The 15,077-nt window shown below is 68.8% G+C and carries 16 protein-coding genes; 5 read left to right on the top strand and 11 right to left on the bottom strand.

What is annotated here, in order from left to right:
- Positions 1 to 20: 20 nt before the first annotated feature.
- From FB464_RS18750 to FB464_RS18705, 10 genes are read right to left on the bottom strand one after another with little or no spacing between them, the layout of a single operon-like run.
- On the bottom strand, positions 21 to 1,523 hold the full coding sequence (locus FB464_RS18750; protein ID WP_116415693.1) for an NAD-dependent succinate-semialdehyde dehydrogenase: 1,503 nt from the start codon (positions 1,521 to 1,523) through the stop codon (positions 21 to 23).
- Positions 1,520 to 2,707 (bottom strand): iron-containing alcohol dehydrogenase family protein, encoded by a 1,188-nt coding sequence (locus FB464_RS18745; RefSeq protein WP_116415694.1) that lies wholly within the window; start codon positions 2,705 to 2,707, stop codon positions 1,520 to 1,522. Before FB464_RS18745 ends, FB464_RS18750 begins: the two co-directional genes overlap by 4 nt.
- Positions 2,704 to 3,660: an NAD(P)-dependent oxidoreductase gene (locus tag FB464_RS18740; RefSeq protein WP_246093213.1), complete on the bottom strand. Its 957-nt coding sequence runs from the start codon at positions 3,658 to 3,660 to the stop codon at positions 2,704 to 2,706. The genes FB464_RS18745 and FB464_RS18740 overlap by 4 nt, the downstream gene beginning before the upstream one ends.
- The gene (locus FB464_RS18735) at positions 3,657 to 5,156 is read right to left on the bottom strand and encodes an aldehyde dehydrogenase (RefSeq protein ID WP_116415696.1); all 1,500 of its coding nucleotides are present in this window, start codon (positions 5,154 to 5,156) and stop codon (positions 3,657 to 3,659) included. The genes FB464_RS18740 and FB464_RS18735 overlap by 4 nt, the downstream gene beginning before the upstream one ends.
- A gap of 45 nt (positions 5,157 to 5,201) precedes the next feature.
- The gene (locus FB464_RS18730; RefSeq protein ID WP_116415697.1) at positions 5,202 to 6,305 is read right to left on the bottom strand and encodes a mandelate racemase/muconate lactonizing enzyme family protein; all 1,104 of its coding nucleotides are present in this window, start codon (positions 6,303 to 6,305) and stop codon (positions 5,202 to 5,204) included.
- Positions 6,302 to 6,817: a formaldehyde-activating enzyme gene (gene fae / locus FB464_RS18725; protein ID WP_116415698.1), complete on the bottom strand. Its 516-nt coding sequence runs from the start codon at positions 6,815 to 6,817 to the stop codon at positions 6,302 to 6,304. The genes FB464_RS18730 and fae overlap by 4 nt, the downstream gene beginning before the upstream one ends.
- Positions 6,817 to 7,761 carry a glycine betaine ABC transporter substrate-binding protein gene (locus FB464_RS18720; RefSeq protein WP_116415699.1) on the bottom strand — a complete coding sequence of 315 codons (945 nt, stop codon included), beginning with the start codon at positions 7,759 to 7,761 and terminating at the stop codon, positions 6,817 to 6,819. Before FB464_RS18720 ends, fae begins: the two co-directional genes overlap by 1 nt.
- Positions 7,762 to 7,810: 49 nt before the next feature.
- On the bottom strand, positions 7,811 to 8,602 hold the full coding sequence (locus FB464_RS18715) for an ABC transporter permease (protein ID WP_116415700.1): 792 nt from the start codon (positions 8,600 to 8,602) through the stop codon (positions 7,811 to 7,813).
- Positions 8,599 to 9,693 (bottom strand): ABC transporter ATP-binding protein, encoded by a 1,095-nt coding sequence (locus FB464_RS18710; protein ID WP_116415701.1) that lies wholly within the window; start codon positions 9,691 to 9,693, stop codon positions 8,599 to 8,601. The genes FB464_RS18715 and FB464_RS18710 overlap by 4 nt, the downstream gene beginning before the upstream one ends.
- A gap of 1 nt (position 9,694) precedes the next feature.
- Positions 9,695 to 10,360, bottom strand: coding sequence for an ABC transporter permease (locus tag FB464_RS18705; protein WP_116415702.1), 666 nt, complete (start codon positions 10,358 to 10,360; stop codon positions 9,695 to 9,697).
- A gap of 144 nt (positions 10,361 to 10,504) precedes the next feature.
- On the opposite strand from FB464_RS18705, the gene FB464_RS18700 reads away from it, so the two are divergent.
- The 5 genes from FB464_RS18700 to FB464_RS18680 all read left to right on the top strand — a co-directional run bounded on the left by FB464_RS18700 (position 10,505) and on the right by FB464_RS18680 (position 14,058).
- A complete protein-coding gene (locus tag FB464_RS18700; RefSeq protein ID WP_116415703.1) occupies positions 10,505 to 11,368 on the top strand; it encodes an IclR family transcriptional regulator in 864 nt (287 codons plus the stop codon).
- Between the two features lie 88 nt (positions 11,369 to 11,456).
- A complete protein-coding gene (locus FB464_RS18695) occupies positions 11,457 to 12,128 on the top strand; it encodes a hypothetical protein (RefSeq protein ID WP_142206762.1) in 672 nt (223 codons plus the stop codon).
- Between the two features lie 67 nt (positions 12,129 to 12,195).
- The gene (locus FB464_RS18690) at positions 12,196 to 12,510 is read left to right on the top strand and encodes a hypothetical protein (RefSeq protein WP_116415705.1); all 315 of its coding nucleotides are present in this window, start codon (positions 12,196 to 12,198) and stop codon (positions 12,508 to 12,510) included.
- A 108-nt stretch (positions 12,511 to 12,618) separates the two neighbouring features.
- On the top strand, positions 12,619 to 13,791 hold the full coding sequence (locus FB464_RS18685) for an inorganic phosphate transporter (protein ID WP_116415706.1): 1,173 nt from the start codon (positions 12,619 to 12,621) through the stop codon (positions 13,789 to 13,791).
- A gap of 3 nt (positions 13,792 to 13,794) precedes the next feature.
- Positions 13,795 to 14,058 carry a hypothetical protein gene (locus FB464_RS18680; RefSeq protein ID WP_116415707.1) on the top strand — a complete coding sequence of 88 codons (264 nt, stop codon included), beginning with the start codon at positions 13,795 to 13,797 and terminating at the stop codon, positions 14,056 to 14,058.
- Positions 14,059 to 14,176: 118 nt separating this feature from the next.
- Here the strand turns inward: FB464_RS18680 and FB464_RS18675 are convergent, their stop codons facing one another.
- A complete protein-coding gene (locus FB464_RS18675; RefSeq protein ID WP_116415708.1) occupies positions 14,177 to 15,046 on the bottom strand; it encodes a phosphate ABC transporter ATP-binding protein in 870 nt (289 codons plus the stop codon).
- Positions 15,047 to 15,077: the final 31 nt, after the last annotated feature.

The raw sequence follows: 15,077 nt of genomic DNA, 5'->3' as shown, positions 1-15,077 counted from the left end.
GGACGGGAGGTGAACCGCCGCTACACCGCGTACGGGTCGGCGATTCCCACGTAGCGCGTCTCGAGGTACTCCTCGATGCCCTCGATGCCACCCTCCCGCCCGGTTCCCGACTGCTTCACGCCGCCGAACGGAGCCGCGGGGTTCGAGACGATGCCGGTGTTGAGTCCGAACATCCCCACCTCGAGCTCTTCGGCGAGCCGCAGTCCACGGTTGAGGTCGCGTGTGAAGGCGTAGGCGACCAGCCCGTATTCGGTGGCGTTCGCCAACCGGATGCCCTGCTCCTCCGTCTCGAACGTCACGATGGGGGCGACCGGCCCGAAGATCTCCTCATTCAGGATGCGCGAACCACCGGGCACGTCGGTGAGCACGGTCGGCTCGTAGAAGTAGCCGGCACCCGGCACCGCGCGACCGCCGAGCGCCAGGGTCGCACCCGCCTCGACGGCCGACGTCACGAGTTCGTGGACCTTGTCCCGCGTGCCCTCGTCGACGAGCGGGCCGGTCTTCGACGCCGGATCCGTTCCGCGCGCCACGGTGTGGGCGGCCATCCGTTCGACGAGCCGGCGGGAGAACTCGGCCGCGACGCCCTGCTGCACCAGGATGCGGTTGGCCGCCGTGCAGGCCTCGCCGCCGTTCCGCATCTTGGCGAGCATCGCGCCGTCGACCGCTTTGTCGAGGTCGGCGTCGTCGAAGACCAGCAGCGGGGCGTTGCCGCCGAGCTCCATCGAGACGCGCAGCACCTGGTGCGCTGCATCCGCGATGAGCCGCCGGCCGACCTCGGTCGAGCCGGTGAACGAGAGCTTCCGGAGCCGCGGATCCTGGATCAGCGGACCGGTCACTGCGCCGGCGGAAGTCGTCTGGATGACGTTCAGCACGCCGGCGGGCAGCCCGGCCTCGGCGAGCGCCTGGGTGAACAGCAGTGCGGTGAGCGGGGTGAGTGCCGCCGGCTTCAGCACCATGGTGCAGCCCGCTGCGATGGCCGGGGCGATCTTGCGGGTGGCCATCGCGAGCGGGAAGTTCCACGGTGTGATGAACAGGCTCGGCCCGACCGGCCGCTTCATGACGAGCAGCCGACTGTTGCCGTCGGGGGCCATGGCGAACCGGCCCGCGATGCGCGCGGTCTCCTCGGAGAACCAGCGCAGGAACTCGGCTCCGTAGGCGACCTCGCCGCGAGCTTCGGCGAGGGGCTTGCCCATCTCGAGTGTCATCAGAAGGGCGAAGTCGTCAGCACGTTCGGTCACGGCTTCGAAGGCACGCCGGAGGATCTCGGCACGCTCGCGCGGTGCCGTGCGGCCCCAGGATCGCTGGGCGTCGGCCGCGGCATCCAGAGCGGCTGCACCGTCGGCGGGTGTCGCACTCGCGATCGACGTGAGCACGAGCCCGGTCGACGGGTCGAGAACGTCGAACGTGCCGCCGTCGCTCGCGGCGCGCCATTCGCCCCCGATGAACAGCCCGGTGGGCAGGGAGTCGATCAGCCGCTGTTCATCCTCGGGGGTGGGTGTGGATGTGACGAGTGCGCGGCTCACAGCGAGGCCTCCAGAATGGCGACGATGTCAGAGACACCGGGTTGTTGCGGATTGTTGATGGTGACGGCGTCGGCCAGTGTGTCGGCGGCGAGCGACGGGAGGTCTGCGGCGGTGACGCCGAACGACGACAGGGTGGCGGTCATGCCGACACGGCGGGCGAGCGCGGCGACGGCGGTGATCGCCGCTTCGGCGTTGTCTGCTTCGGATGCCCGGCTGTCGCCGACCCCGAGCGCGAACGCCACTCGCGCGAGGCGTTCGCCCCGCACGCTGAGGTTGTAGCGCAGCACCCGCTCGATCACGATGCAGAGCGCGAGCCCGTGCGGGATGTCGAATCGGCCGCCGAGCGGATGCGCGATGCCGTGCACGAGCCCGAGGCCGGTGTGCGAGAAGCCGACGCCCGCGATGTGCGACGCCAGCAGCAGCTGGGAGCGCGCCTCGATGTCGCTGCCGTCGTCCACGGCGCGGGGCAAGTGGTCGGCGACGGTCGAGATCACCTGGAGGGCGATGCCGTCGCTGTAGGGGTTCGGGCGGAGCGACAGGTACGACTCGAGGGCGTGGGTGAGAGCATCCATCCCCGTGGCCGCCGTGGCCTTCGGGGGCAGCCCGACGGTGAGGTCGGGGTCGAGCACCGCCGCACGGGCGAGGGCGCTGTTCGAGCCGACGTAGAACTTGCGGTGCTCGGTGACGTCGGTGACGACTCCGAAGGCGTTCACCTCGGCGCCGGTTCCGGCGGTGGTGGGCACGGCGATGATCGGCAGGGCGTCACTGGCGAATTCATTGCGGTAGTCGAGCTCCATGCCCCGATTGGCATTGACCGCGCCGAGCGATATTCCCTTGGCGGCATCCATCGATGAACCACCGCCGACGGCGACGAGAGCCTCGATGCCGGCATCCCGGGCCACGTCGCTTCCCTCATCGACGCAGGTCGTCGTGGGGTTCGGCGTGACTCCTCCATACACGGTCACGGCGATGCCCGCCGCTTCGAGCGATGCACGCACGGCGGCCACGACGGGCGAGGCCGCGAGGAAGGCGTCGGTGACGATCAGGGCGCTGGTCGCGCCGGTCGCTGCGGTGACCGCGCCGACCTCGGCGACCCGGCCGCGCCCGAAACGCGCGAACGGCTTGGGGTCGAGGTCGAGTTCCATGTCGCTGAGCGCGACGTTCTGGGCAGGCAGGATGCTCATGCGGGCACCGACACTTCTCGCCGCAGCTCGGTTCCGGCGAGGTCTTCGTAGAGCTTGAAGGGCGTCATCTCGCCCGCAAGGTCGCCATACTGCGCCTTCGCCCGGCGGTAGATCTGTTCCACTAGTCCGGAGAGCTCGGCCGACACACCGACCGAGCGTGCGAGGTCGATTGAGAGCCCCAGGTCTTTGCAGGCGAGCGCGATGGCGAAGCCCTCGTCGTAGTCCCCGTGGTCGAGGATGCCCAGCACATCGTTCTCGACGAAGTTGCTGTTCGCGGGGCTCGCCACCAGGGACTTCCGCAGCACTTCGAGGTCGACGCCGGCCTTCACACCGATCGCCAGCACCTCGGCGGTGGCGACGAGGTGGGAGAACCAGAGCTGGTTGATCATCAGCTTGACGGCGTACCCCGTTCCGGCAGCCCCCACATGAAGGATGCGCTCGGGGTCGCCCATCGCCTCGAAGACCGGGCGCAGGCGCTCGACATCGGCTGCTTCGCCGCCCACGAAGATCTGCAGCATCCCGGTCGCGGCCCCCACCGACATGCCCGACACGGGTGCGTCGAGAATGTGGAGGCCCCGGTGGGCGTTGTCGACCCGCACCCGGTTCGCGACGTCGGGCACCGAGGTCGACATGTCGATCCAGGTTCCGCCGTCGGCGATGCCGGCGAGGATGCCCGCGGGCCCGTTCACGACGGCGTCGACGTGCCGCGGGGTGGGCAGCATCGTGATCACGACGTCGCTGGCTGCAGCAACCTCCGCGGGCGTCGCGGCCCAGGTCGCCCCGCCCGCGATCAGCTCGGCCGCCGCTTCCCGCCGGATGTCGTTCACCACGAGCGGGAAGCCCGCTGCCTGCAGGTTGCGGGTCATCCCCGAACCCATGTTGCCGAGGCCGATGAAGCCGACGGTGGTCGGCTGGGTGTTCGTCATTTCAGTCACTTTCTCAAGAGTGGTCAGTAGTTCGAACCCGGAGCGATGTCGATCCAGGTGGTCTTCAGCGACGTGTAGCTGTCGAAGGCGTGCAGCGAGCGGTCGCGGCCCGCGCCGGACTGCTTCACACCGCCGAACGGGGTGATGACGTCGGCGACGTCGAAGGTGTTGACCCACACGGTTCCGGCACGCAGATCGCGGGCGACCCGGTGCGCGGTGCGGAGGTCGCTCGTCCAGACGCTCGCGGCCAGGCCGTAGGCGCTCTCGTTGGCCACCCGCACCCCCTCAGCCGCGCCATCCACGACCGAGACCGAGAGCGCGGGCCCGAAGATCTCCTCCTGCCCGATGCGCGAGGAGTTGTCGACGTGGTCGAACACCGTGGGCTCGACGTAGTAGCCGTCGCCCAGCCCCTCCGGGCGGAGACGCCCACCGCCGTGCACGGTCGCGCCCTCTGCGCGGGCGACCTCCGTGTACGCGAGAACCCGATCCAGCTGCACACTGCTCGCGATCGTGCCGAGCTGGGTGCCCTCGTCGAGCGGGTCGCCCTGCACGAGCGATGACCCCACGGCGATCACCTTCTCGACCAGCTCGTCGTGCACCCGGGCATCCGCCACCAGCCGACTGCCCCCGTGGCAGGTCTGGCCGGCGTTGTAGAAGATGCCCCAGGCGACGGCCGACGCGCAGGCATCGAGGTCCTCGACGTCAGCGAGCACGAGCTGGGCCGACTTGCCGCCGAGTTCGAGCGAGACCTGCTTGCCGTTCGACTCCCCCGCATACGTGAGGAAGCCGCGGCCGACGGCGGGCGACCCCGTGAAGGCGATCTTGTCGACCTGTGGATGTCTCCCCAGCGCCTGTCCGGCCTGCCGGCCGAGCCCGGGCACGACCTGAAGCACGCCCGCGGGAAGCCCCGCCTGGGCGGCCAGCTCGGCGAGCTTCAAGGCCGACAGGCTCGTGAGCTCGGCGGGCTTCAGCACGACCGAGTTGCCGGCCGCGAGCGCCGGCGCGATCTTCCACGCCGTGATGATCAGCGGGTAGTTCCACGGCACGACCGCCCCGACCACACCGAGCGGTTCGCGGCTCACCAGGGCGAGCGCGTTCTCCGGGGTCGGAGCGATCTCGTCGTAGACCTTGTCGAGCGCCTCGGCGTACCAGCGCACGGTGCGGGCGGCGTTCGGCACGTCGACGTTCAGCGCGTCGCCGATCGGATGCCCGGAGTCGAGGGACTCGAGCAGTGCCAGCTCCTCGCGGTTCTCGAGCATGAGGTCTGCGAGCCGAAGCAGCACGGCCTGGCGGGTACGCCGGTCGGCGCGGGACCACACGCCGCTCTCGAAGGCGGCGGCAGCGCCGCGCACGGCGCGGTCGACGTCCTCTTCGTTCGCAGAGCTGACGGAGGCGAAGACCATCCCGTCGCGCGGCGCGATCGTGTCGAAGGTCCCCCCGTTGCTCGACGGGCGGAACTCCCCGTCGACGAAGAGCCGGGTCTCCGGGCGCAGTGCGGCGGCGGCCGCGATCCAGTCGGTCATGAGTGCTTTCTGTAGAGGAGAAGGGCGGGAGTGGGCGGGTGCGGGTCAGACGGTGTAGCAGGCCACGGCCTCGCGGTCGATCGTGACGCCGAGGCCCGGTGCCGACGGCACGACGAGGTCGCCCTGCGCGTCGATCATGAGCGGCTCCATGAAGAAGTCGCGCCGCTCCGGGGTCCAGCCCGGCGGGTCGAAAGGGAACTCGAGGTACGGCCCGGCATCCACACCCGCCGCGACATGCAGGTTCGCCAGCAGGCCGAGCCCGTTGCTCCAGGTGTGCGGGGTGAAGGCGCGGTGACGGAGGTTCGCCGACTCGGCGACCTGGCGGGCGCGGTGCATGCCCACCGCGAGGGCGACGTCGGGCTGGTAGATGTCGAAGGCATCCTGCTCGATGAGGGCCATGATCTCGGGGAGCGACCGCACCATCTCCCCGCCGGCGATCTGGATGCCCGTCTGGGCCCGCACGCGCTGCGCGCCGGCGACATCGACCTGGGGCAGCGGCTCTTCGAGCCACAGCACGCCGAGGTCGACGAGTTCGGCGGCGACCTGCTGCACGCGGGCGAGCGGGAGCGCTGCGTCGATGTCTCCCGACATCCGCCACATCTGGTTGAGGTCGACCATCAGGTCGAAGTCGGGCCCGACGGCCTCACGGGTGCAGCGCACCGCCTCCACGCCCTCGGCGAGCGCATTCCGGGCGATGCGGATCTTCATTGCGCGGAAGCCGAGCTCGCGGGCGGCGAGCGCCGATTCGGCGCGCGCTTCGGGGCTCTTCAGCTCCCCCGACGAGGCGTAGGCCGGCAGCCGGTCGCGCGCCCCGCCGAAGAGCACGCTGACCGGGAGTCCCGCGACCTTGCCGATGATGTCCCAGAGCGCGGCCTCGAGCGGCCAGTAGCGGCCGCCGTGGAAGTTGATCGTCTCGATGCGGCGCACCTGGTTCAGGATCTGCAGCGGGTCGGTTCCGATGAAGAGGTCCCGGTAGGCGTCGAAGCCGTCCATCGTGTCACCCGATCCGACTCCGGTGACGCCCTCGTCGGTGAAGACCTCGACCAGCGTCGCGGGAAACTGGCGACGGGGTTCGGGATCCCAGGCGGCGTTGAACGGCGGATCCAACGGCAGCACCATCCGCGTGAGGCGGATCTCGGTGATCTTCATGTGGCTCTGGCCTTCGGTGTGTAGAACGGGTTGGTGGCGGAGTCGCGGGCAGCGATCACATCGTCGGTCGACGGCAGCAGCCGCGCGCCGTTCTCGAGGGCGGTGCGCACCGAGAGCCGGTTGTTCTCGTAGACCTGCTCCGCATCGTCGGCGCCGGGGTTCACCCAGACCGCCGCGATGATGGCGTGGCTGTCTGCCTGCTCCCGGGAGACGATGCCGTCGGCCAGGGCATCCGCGACACCGGCGGCGATGCCGGCCTGGGCCGGGCCCCAGATGAGCAGACCGTGCTCATCCGAGGCCGGGGCCGACTTGGTGACGAAGAGCGTCAGCGGCTTCACCGGGAGGGAGGGCCGCAGCACCGTCACGAACGGCACGTGGCCGGCGCTCGGCGTCGCGAGGGCCGTGGCCCAGGCGACACCGGCGGGGCCTTCGCGGTCGCCGAAGACCGTGTTGACGTGGGCCGCATTCACGCCATCGCCGATGAAGCTCTCGCCCAGTTGGAGGCCCGTCATCAGATGAGGCCCTGCTCGGTCAGCCATTCCTCCGCGATGTCGGCGGGGTCGTCACCGTCGACATCGGCCTTGGCGTTCAGCTTCTGCATCTCCTCGGTGGTGAGCTTGCTCGAGACGAGCGCGATCACGTCGGCCATGCCGGGGTACTTGTCGAGCGTGGTCTGCTTCACAGTGAACGCACCCTGGTAGACCGGGAAGAACGACTTGTCGTCCTGCATCACGGTCAGCCCGAGAGCCGGGATCCGGCCGTCCGTCTGGAAGACCTCACCGAAGTTGCAGGTGTCGCCCTTCGCCGTGGTCGTGTAGATCACTCCGGTGTCGAGCAGCGCGACGTTCGAGTCGGGTACGGCATCCAGACCATAGGCCTTCTTGACGCCGGGCCAGCCGTCGTCGCGGGTCGAGAATTCGCTCTCGATGCAGAACGTCTGCTCAGCGACAGGGAGCTTTGCGATGTCGCTGAGCTTTGTGACGCCGAGCTCCTTCGCCTTGTCGGAGAGGATCGCGAAGGCATAGGTGTTGTTCAGCGGTGCCGGATCGAGCCACGCGATGCCGTTGGCGGCGTCAGCCTTCTTGGTGGCGTCGAACTGGGCCTGCTCGCCCTGCACCGGGGTCGTGTTGTTGTTGTAGGTGATCCATGACGTGCCGGTGTACTCCCAGTAGCCGAGGAACTGGTCGCTGACGAGAGCGGCCCGCACGTTGGCGGACCCGACGACGCTCGTGTTGGCCTTGGTGTCGGCGCCGTGGGCGTTGAAGAGCTGGCTGGTGATGTTCGCGAGGATGTACTGCTCGGAGAAGTCCTTCGCTCCGATGTCACCGGAGAGCCCGGCGAGTTCGTCATCCTTGCCCGAGGAGGAAGCGGCACTGCTTCCCCCCGCGCAGGCGGTGAGGGCGAGTGCGCCGACGGCCAGGACGGCCAGGAGCCCTGTGGTTCGTTTGGTGTTCATGGTGCTCTTTCTGTGTGGGAGAGGTGGTGAGGGGTGGTGAGGGAGAGGGTCAGACGCCCTTCGGGCGCAACAGGTCTTCGGCGATGCTGGCGAGCCAGTCGATCAGCAGGGCGATGCAGGAGACGAGCACGGCTCCGGTGATCAGCACGGGGAAGCGCTGCAGCTTCAGCCCGTTGACGATCATGTCGCCGAGACCGCCGGCGTCGATGAAGGTGGCGACCGTGGCGACCCCGACGCAGAACACGAGAGACGTTCGGAGACCGGCGAGGATCACCGGAACCGCGAGCGGCAGCTCGATGCGCATCAGAACCTGGCCGGGAGTCATGCCCATCCCGCGCGCCGACTCCGTGACACTGGCGTCGATCTGCGAGAGACCGACCATCGTGTTCCGGAGCACCGGCAGGAACGAGTACGCCACGAGCGCGATGAGCGCGGTCTGGAAGCCGATCTGCCAGATGATCGCGAGCAGGATGATGAAGCCGATGGCCGGCGTCGCCTGTCCGATGTTCGCGATCGTCAGGATCGTGCCGCGCAGGATCCGCGACCTCGTGCGACTGGCCACGATGCCCGCGGGGATCGCCAGCACGGCCACCAGCGCCGAAGCGATGAACGTCAGCTCGAGGTGCTCCCTCGTGCGCAGCAGGATGTAGTCGACGTTCAGCGTGCGCGCCATGATCGAGTCGATCTCGAGGGTCTGGATCCAGACGAACAGGGCCAGCAGCACCAGCAGGATCACGATCGGGGTGGCGATGCGCCGGAGCGTCCAGAACCGGGCCCGGCGCACCCCGAGCTCGGCGGGGGCGACACTCACGTCGCGCTCGATCACCGCCTCGAACGTCATGAGCGCGCCCCCGGCATCCCGTCGGGCACGTCGTCGCCGAGTTCGGCCGAGATCTGGTCGACGGTGACGGATGCCACGACCTTCCCGCCGGCGTCGGTGACCCCGATGGCCGGCAGTCCGGTGAGCACGAGCAGGTCGAGGGCGTCCCGCAGCGAATCGGTCTCCGGCAGTGTCGCGCTCCCCCGGGCATCCGGTGCCCGACCGAGCAGGGCGTCGTAGAGCGGAATCAGCGCGAGACGTTTGAGCGCAGCCCCGTGCCCGATGAACGAGGCGACATAGTCGTTGGCCGGCGCCCGCAGGATGTTCGCGGGGGTGTCGAACTGCTCGATCTTCGACCGGTCGCTGAGCACCGCGATGCGGTCGCCGAGCCGGACCGCCTCGTCGAAGTCGTGCGTCACGAAGATGATCGTCTTGCCGATCGACTCCTGGAGGCGCAGGAACTCCACCTGCAGCTTCTCGCGGGTGATCGGGTCGGTCGCGCCGAACGGCTCGTCCATCAGCATCACGGGCGGGTCGGCGGCGAGCGCCCGTGCCACTCCGACGCGCTGCTGCTGCCCGCCGGAGAGCTGCTTCGGGTAGCGGTCCGCGAACGTCTTCGGGTCGAGCTGCACCACGGAGAGCAACTCATCCACCCGGTTCCGGGTCTTCTCCTTCGACCAGCCGAGCAGCTTCGGCACGACCGAGATGTTCTCGGCGATCGTCATGTGCGGGAAGAGGCCGATCTGCTGGATGACGTAGCCGATGTGCCGGCGCAGCTCGTTCGGGTTCAGCGACAGCACATCGCGCCCGTCGACCGTGATCGACCCGGAGGTGGGCTCGATGATGCGGTTGATCATCTTCATCGTGGTGGTCTTGCCGCAGCCGGACGGGCCGACGAACATGATCAGCTCGCCCGGTTCGACGTCCATCGAGAAGTTCTCGACCGCGGGCACGGTCTGCTCGCCGTAGACCTTGTTCACGTTCTTCAGCTCGATGTGCGCACCGCTGGTGTTCTTCACGGTGGTGATGGTGGTCGTGGTGCGGATGGTCGCCTCGGTGGCGCGTCCGCCCAGAATGCGGGAACCGCCGGTGTCCGTTGTGGGGTCGGTCATGTCAGGCCCTCAATCCCTTCGAGGTGGTCGTTTTCGTGATGAGTGTGAACAGGCCGTCGACGATGAGGGCCAGAACGATGACACCGAGGGTGCCGGTGAGTGCGTAGTTGAGGGCGTTCTTCGATCCGAGCGAGCTGAGGCCCTGGAAGATCATCTGGCCGAGGCCCGGCCCGCCGACGTAGGCGCCGATCGCCGCGATACCGATCGTGAGCTGGGCCGCGACCCGCACGCCGGTGACGATCACCGGCCACGCCATGGGGAGCTGGATGCGCAGCAGCACCGCCCCGGGCGAGAGCCCCATCCCTGTGGCCGACTCCATGATCGCGGGGCTCACCTCGCGGAGGCCGACGACCGTGTTCCGGATGATCGGCAGCAGTGAATACAGGGTCAGACCGATCAGCGTGGGCACCCAGCCGAGCCCGAAGAGGGGGATCATCGCCGCCAGGAGGGCGAGCGAGGGGATCGTCAGGATCACGGCGGCACTGGTGACGGCCAGCGAACGGCCGACGGGGCTGTTCCAGACGAGCAGCCCGATCCCAACACCGAGGATGGTGGCGAGCAGGAGGGCCACCGCGACCACCAGCAGGTGTTCGCCGATCAGCCCCAGAATGTCGTCGTAACGCTTTCCCCAGAAGGCCAGGAGGCCCGGAAAGTCGAATCCGGTCATGAACGCACAGCTCCTTTGCTCTTCGTTGAGTGGTGACCGCCACGAGGTCGTGGAGGTCGGTGCGACACGTCGACACTACGGGCGCGGTGTTCTTTTGCGCAACAGCTGTTGTGCATATGCCAACCACGGGTCTACGGTGGGCGAATGGATGCCGCACCCACCCCTCGCCGGAACTCCGCCGGCCTCCGCCGCGACCTCGAACTGCTCGAGGTGCTCGGATCCCCCGAGGCCGAGGAATCCAGCGGGCTGGGGGTCGTGCGCCTGGCCGAACTCGTCGGCCGCGACAAGGGCCAGGTGTCCCGCACCCTCGCGACCCTCGCCGACGCGGGCCTCGTCGCCCGCGACCCCGCCACCCTCACCTACCGGCTCGGCTACCAGCTCTACGCGCTGGCTGCCCGCACCCTCGAGTCCCGGCTCGTGCGGGAGGCCGTGCCCTTCCTCCGCCGCGTGGTCTCGGCCACCCACGAGACAGCCCACCTCTGCGTGCTGCGCGGCGACAGTGTGCTCACGCTCAGCAGCCAGCTCAGCGAACACGCCTTCCGCGGCATCGCCTGGGAGGGCGTCAGCGTGGCCGCCTGGATGACGTCGGCCGGCCGGGTGCTGATCAGCGACTGGAACGATGCCGACATCCGGGGCTGGTACGACCGACACGGCAACGACCGCGCTGTGACGGGGCCTGTCGCCCCCGTGGTCGCACCCTCCGCGGGGCTTCCTCCTGCACCAGCTGCCCAGGGCGGCAACCCGCTGATCACGGATTTCGAGAGCCTTCTGGCGGAGATCGGCCGCATCCGTCGCCGCGGATTCGCGAGCGTCGATGAAGAGTTCGAAATGGGGGTCGTCGGCGTCTCGGCACCGGTCTTCGATTTCCGGGGCAACATCGTCGCCGCGATCAATGTGAGCGCGCCGAAAGCACGCCTCGGCCGACACCTGGATGCCGCGGGGCGACTGGTCTCCGAGATCGCCGAGCAGCTCTCGGCCGAGCTCGGCGCCGGGTCGACTCGCGGGTGAGTGCGCGGCGTCTGCAGGCGGTCAGGAGGTCGGCCTGGGGCCGCTGCGGGCTCGCTCCGCTGGGATGTCGCAGTAGTACAGTTTTCAGGTGGTCAAATCGCTGTTCGAAGAACTGGTTCGCCTGTCGGATGAAAGGTTTGCTCCCGAAATCTCCCATGCGGAGGCCCTCTTCGGTCGAGCGGCCGACCCCGACGTTCCGTACAGCGCAGAGGCGCTCCGCCGACTGGGCAGAACGCGCCCCGCACTCACTGTCGCGCCCGGCGAAGGACTGCCCCCCTCGGGAATGCGCGCCACATTCGGCCCCGGCAGCCCGGTTCGGCTCGAAGTCTTCTACGCGGGCGCGCGGATGCATGGTCGGCGACCATCCTCGGCGTCCATCCGCACGGGCCGTGTGCCGAGCGTCGGTGTCTCGGATGCCCGCCTCGACGGTGCCCGGTCCGACCTCACCGAGCACGCGGTGTCCTACCTCGTGCGGAACGATCGGCTGCGCGTGCCGGTACCGCAACGCGGTGGCGCCACTTCCCCGTGGGAGGAGCAACTGCTGCGAACGACGCACTGGGTGTCGGACATGCGTCGCCGACACGACCGCATCTTCGTCGACGGCGGCACCGTTCCGGTGCTCCGCATCGACGACCCCCACCGGGCCTGGGCGGCGGCGGCCCTCGACCTCGGTACCGACCGGGTGACGATCGCGGGCACGGCAGACTTTCTCGACCGCCTCTTCATCACCCGACCGACCGCAGATGTAACAGATCGGTAACAGCTCTGACAGGTGGTCCCCAGCTTCCGTTCACCTGCGCGCCACCTGCCACCGGCAGAGTCGGACCATGCTGGCCATGACAGGAACACTCCGCACCCCGGAGTCCGTTCGCGCACTGCCCCTGCTCGCGCAGAACCTCCGCAGGCACCACGAACACCTGCTGCTTTCGGGAAGCCAGATGCTCGTGGTGATCACCGGCGTCGGCACCGTGCTCGTCACGAGCGAACCGCGGTTGATGCGATTCGATGTCGTCGCTGACAGCAGGAACGATTTCGAGGTGCGCTGCGCGAGCCTCGAGGCGAACATCCAGAACCGTCTTCCCGGCGTGCGGACGGTGACAACCTGGGCGTCGTCGTCGAGCATCCCGGTGCCGTTCCGCTGAGACATCCGCCGGTGTTCACACCGCGTTAACCGAGGGCTCCTACCGTCGTCTCAGGGAAGACGTCGCCGCCCAGCAGCCCGCCTCCCGGTCACGACAGGAGGTTCATCCATGGACGTACTGGTCACAGTCGCCCTCGTCATCGTCATCGCACTCGTCTTCGACTTCACGAACGGGTTCCACGACACCGCGAACGCCATGGCCACCTCGGTCGCGACGGGAGCCCTGAAACCGAAGGTGGCCGTTCTCATCTCGGCCGTGCTCAACCTGGTCGGCGCGTTCCTCTCGACCGAGGTCGCGAAGACCATCTCGCAGGGCATCATCAAGGAAGGTCAGGGCGGCATCCAGGTGACGCCGACCATGATCTTCGCCGGCCTCGTCGGCGCCGTGCTCTGGAACCTCGGCACCTGGTACCTCGGGCTGCCGTCGAGCTCCACCCACGCGCTCTTCGGCGGCCTGATCGGGGCCGCGATCATCGGGGCGGGCGTCAACTCCGTCGACTTCGGGGTGGTGCTCTCGAAGGTCGTGCTGCCGGCCCTGTTCTCCCCCTTCGTCGCCGGCCTCGTCGCGCTCGTCGCGACGTTCGCCGCCTACCGCATCACCCGGCAGGCGCGGGTGCGCGGATCGGATCGCGGCTTCCGGCACGGCCAGACCGTCTCGGCCTCACTCGTCTCGCTCGCGCACGGCACGAACGACGCGCAGAAGACGATGGGTGTCATCACCCTGACCCTCATCGCAGCCGGCTACCAGGATTCGAACACCGGCCCGCAGCTCTGGGTGATCGGCGCCTGCGGGCTCGCGATCGCCCTCGGCACCTACCTCGGCGGCTGGCGCATCATGCGCACCGTCGGAAAGCGCATCACCGACGTGCAGCCCGCCCAGGGCTTCGCGGCCGAGACGAGTTCGGCGGCGACCATCCTGATCTCGTCGCACCTCGGCTTCGCCCTCTCGACCACGCAGGTCACCTCCGGTGCGGTGGTCGGATCGGGTCTCGGCAAGCGGCTCGCCCGCGTGCACTGGAACGTCGTCGGCAAGATCGCGCTCGGCTGGGTCTTCACCTTGCCGGCCGCGGCGATCGTCGGCGGTCTCGCGGCCTGGGCGGCATCCACCAGCACCGTCGGTCTCGTGATCGTGGCGGTGCTGGCCCTCGTCATCGGAGGCGGGATCTTCGTTCTCGCGCGCCGCCACCCGGTGACGCACGAGAACGTGAACGAGGTCGACGAGAGCGACTCGTCGGGTGCTCAGGATGCGGGCGGCCGACCGCTCGCGGATCGGAAGGCGTAGCTCATGATCAGTATCGACTGGGGCGCCTTCGCGCTCGTGTTCGGAATCTCCTTCGCTGCGGCCGTGGGGATCGTGGTGTTCTATGCCCTCGGACTCCGCCTGCTCTCCGCCGGTTCGCCCGACGACACCGGCGACGATGGGGCCGTCGTGAGCGGCACCCGTGGGGCGCGCCCGCTCGCCGCCACCGTCGGCGGCTACGCCTGCCTCGCGATCGGCGTCGCAGCTGTGCTCTACAGCCTCTACCTGATCATCCCGCAGTTCCACTGACCCCGCCCCACGGCTGCGTCGAATCGATTCGATGGGACGCCAACTGCTCGCAAGAGCCGTCGCCGCAGCAGTTAGGGACCCATCGAATCGATTCGACGCGGGGCAGGGCGTGCGCGGGTCAGCCGAAGACGCCGTTGACGTAGTCGTAGGTGCGGGAGTCGATCGGGTCGCCGAACATCGCCTCGGTGTCGCCGTGCTCCACGATGCCGCCGGGCTGGCCCTGCGAGGCGAGGAAGAACGCGCACTGCGTCGAGACCCGCTGCGCCTGCTGCATGTTGTGCGTCACGATCACGATGGTGACGTCGTTGACGAGTTCGAGCATGGTCTCCTCGATCACCCGGGTGGAGGTGGGGTCGAGGGCGGAGCACGGTTCGTCCATCAGCAGCACCTGCGGCGTCACGGCGAGGGAGCGTGCGATGCAGAGCCGCTGCTGCTGGCCGCCCGAGAGGCCGCCGCCCGGGGAACGGAGGCGATCCCGCACCTCGTTCCAGAGCCCCGCCTTGATGAGGCAGCTCTCGACGAGCTGGTCGCGCTCGTCACGCCCCACCTTCGTGCCGGTGAGCTTCAGCCCCGCGACCACATTGTCGTAGATCGACATCGCCGGGAACGGGTTCGGCTTCTGGAAGACCATGCCGATGCTCTTCCGGGCATCCACCAGCTTCCGCGCCGGGTCGTAGATGTCGGTGCCCTCGATCAGCACCTCACCGGCGAGGCTCGCGCTCGGCACGAGTTCGTGCATCCGGTTCAGAATGCGCAGGAACGTCGACTTGCCGCAGCCCGACGGCCCGATCAGCGACGTGATGACGCCGGCGGGCATGTCGAGCGAGACTCGGTCCAGAACCTGGTGGTCGCCGAACCAGGCGGAGATGTTGCGCGCCTCGAGGCCTGCCAGGGGCGCCCGTTCGAGCAGGCCTGTCTGCTCGCGCCGGGCGCGCCGGGAGACGGGGAGGACCTGCGTGGTCTCGTCGGAGGGCTGGGCGTCGGGCATGGCGAGTCGTTTCTGTGAGGGGCGGGTGGAT

The sequence above is a fragment of the Subtercola boreus genome, assembly GCF_006716115.1.
In the GTDB taxonomy this organism is placed as follows: Bacteria; Actinomycetota; Actinomycetes; order Actinomycetales; family Microbacteriaceae; genus Subtercola; species Subtercola boreus.
This window is presented reverse-complemented; position numbering and strand designations above follow the sequence as displayed.

Excerpts from the sequence above, each read along its gene's own strand:
- FB464_RS18745 (WP_116415694.1), bottom strand. The coding sequence starts at position 2,707 with ATGAGCATCCTGCCTGCCCAGAACGTCGCGCTCAGCGACATGGAACTC.
- FB464_RS18735 (WP_116415696.1), bottom strand. The coding sequence starts at position 5,156 with ATGACCGACTGGATCGCGGCCGCCGCCGCACTGCGCCCGGAGACCCGG.
- FB464_RS18730 (WP_116415697.1), bottom strand. The coding sequence starts at position 6,305 with ATGAAGATCACCGAGATCCGCCTCACGCGGATGGTGCTGCCGTTGGAT.
- fae (WP_116415698.1), bottom strand. The coding sequence starts at position 6,817 with ATGACGGGCCTCCAACTGGGCGAGAGCTTCATCGGCGATGGCGTGAAT.
- FB464_RS18720 (WP_116415699.1), bottom strand. The coding sequence starts at position 7,761 with ATGAACACCAAACGAACCACAGGGCTCCTGGCCGTCCTGGCCGTCGGC.
- FB464_RS18715 (WP_116415700.1), bottom strand. The coding sequence starts at position 8,602 with ATGACGTTCGAGGCGGTGATCGAGCGCGACGTGAGTGTCGCCCCCGCC.
- FB464_RS18710 (WP_116415701.1), bottom strand. The coding sequence starts at position 9,693 with ATGACCGACCCCACAACGGACACCGGCGGTTCCCGCATTCTGGGCGGA.
- FB464_RS18705 (WP_116415702.1), bottom strand. The coding sequence starts at position 10,360 with ATGACCGGATTCGACTTTCCGGGCCTCCTGGCCTTCTGGGGAAAGCGT.
- FB464_RS18700 (WP_116415703.1), top strand. The coding sequence starts at position 10,505 with ATGGATGCCGCACCCACCCCTCGCCGGAACTCCGCCGGCCTCCGCCGC.
- FB464_RS18690 (WP_116415705.1), top strand. The coding sequence starts at position 12,196 with ATGCTGGCCATGACAGGAACACTCCGCACCCCGGAGTCCGTTCGCGCA.
- FB464_RS18685 (WP_116415706.1), top strand. The coding sequence starts at position 12,619 with ATGGACGTACTGGTCACAGTCGCCCTCGTCATCGTCATCGCACTCGTC.
- FB464_RS18680 (WP_116415707.1), top strand. The coding sequence starts at position 13,795 with ATGATCAGTATCGACTGGGGCGCCTTCGCGCTCGTGTTCGGAATCTCC.
- FB464_RS18675 (WP_116415708.1), bottom strand. The coding sequence starts at position 15,046 with ATGCCCGACGCCCAGCCCTCCGACGAGACCACGCAGGTCCTCCCCGTC.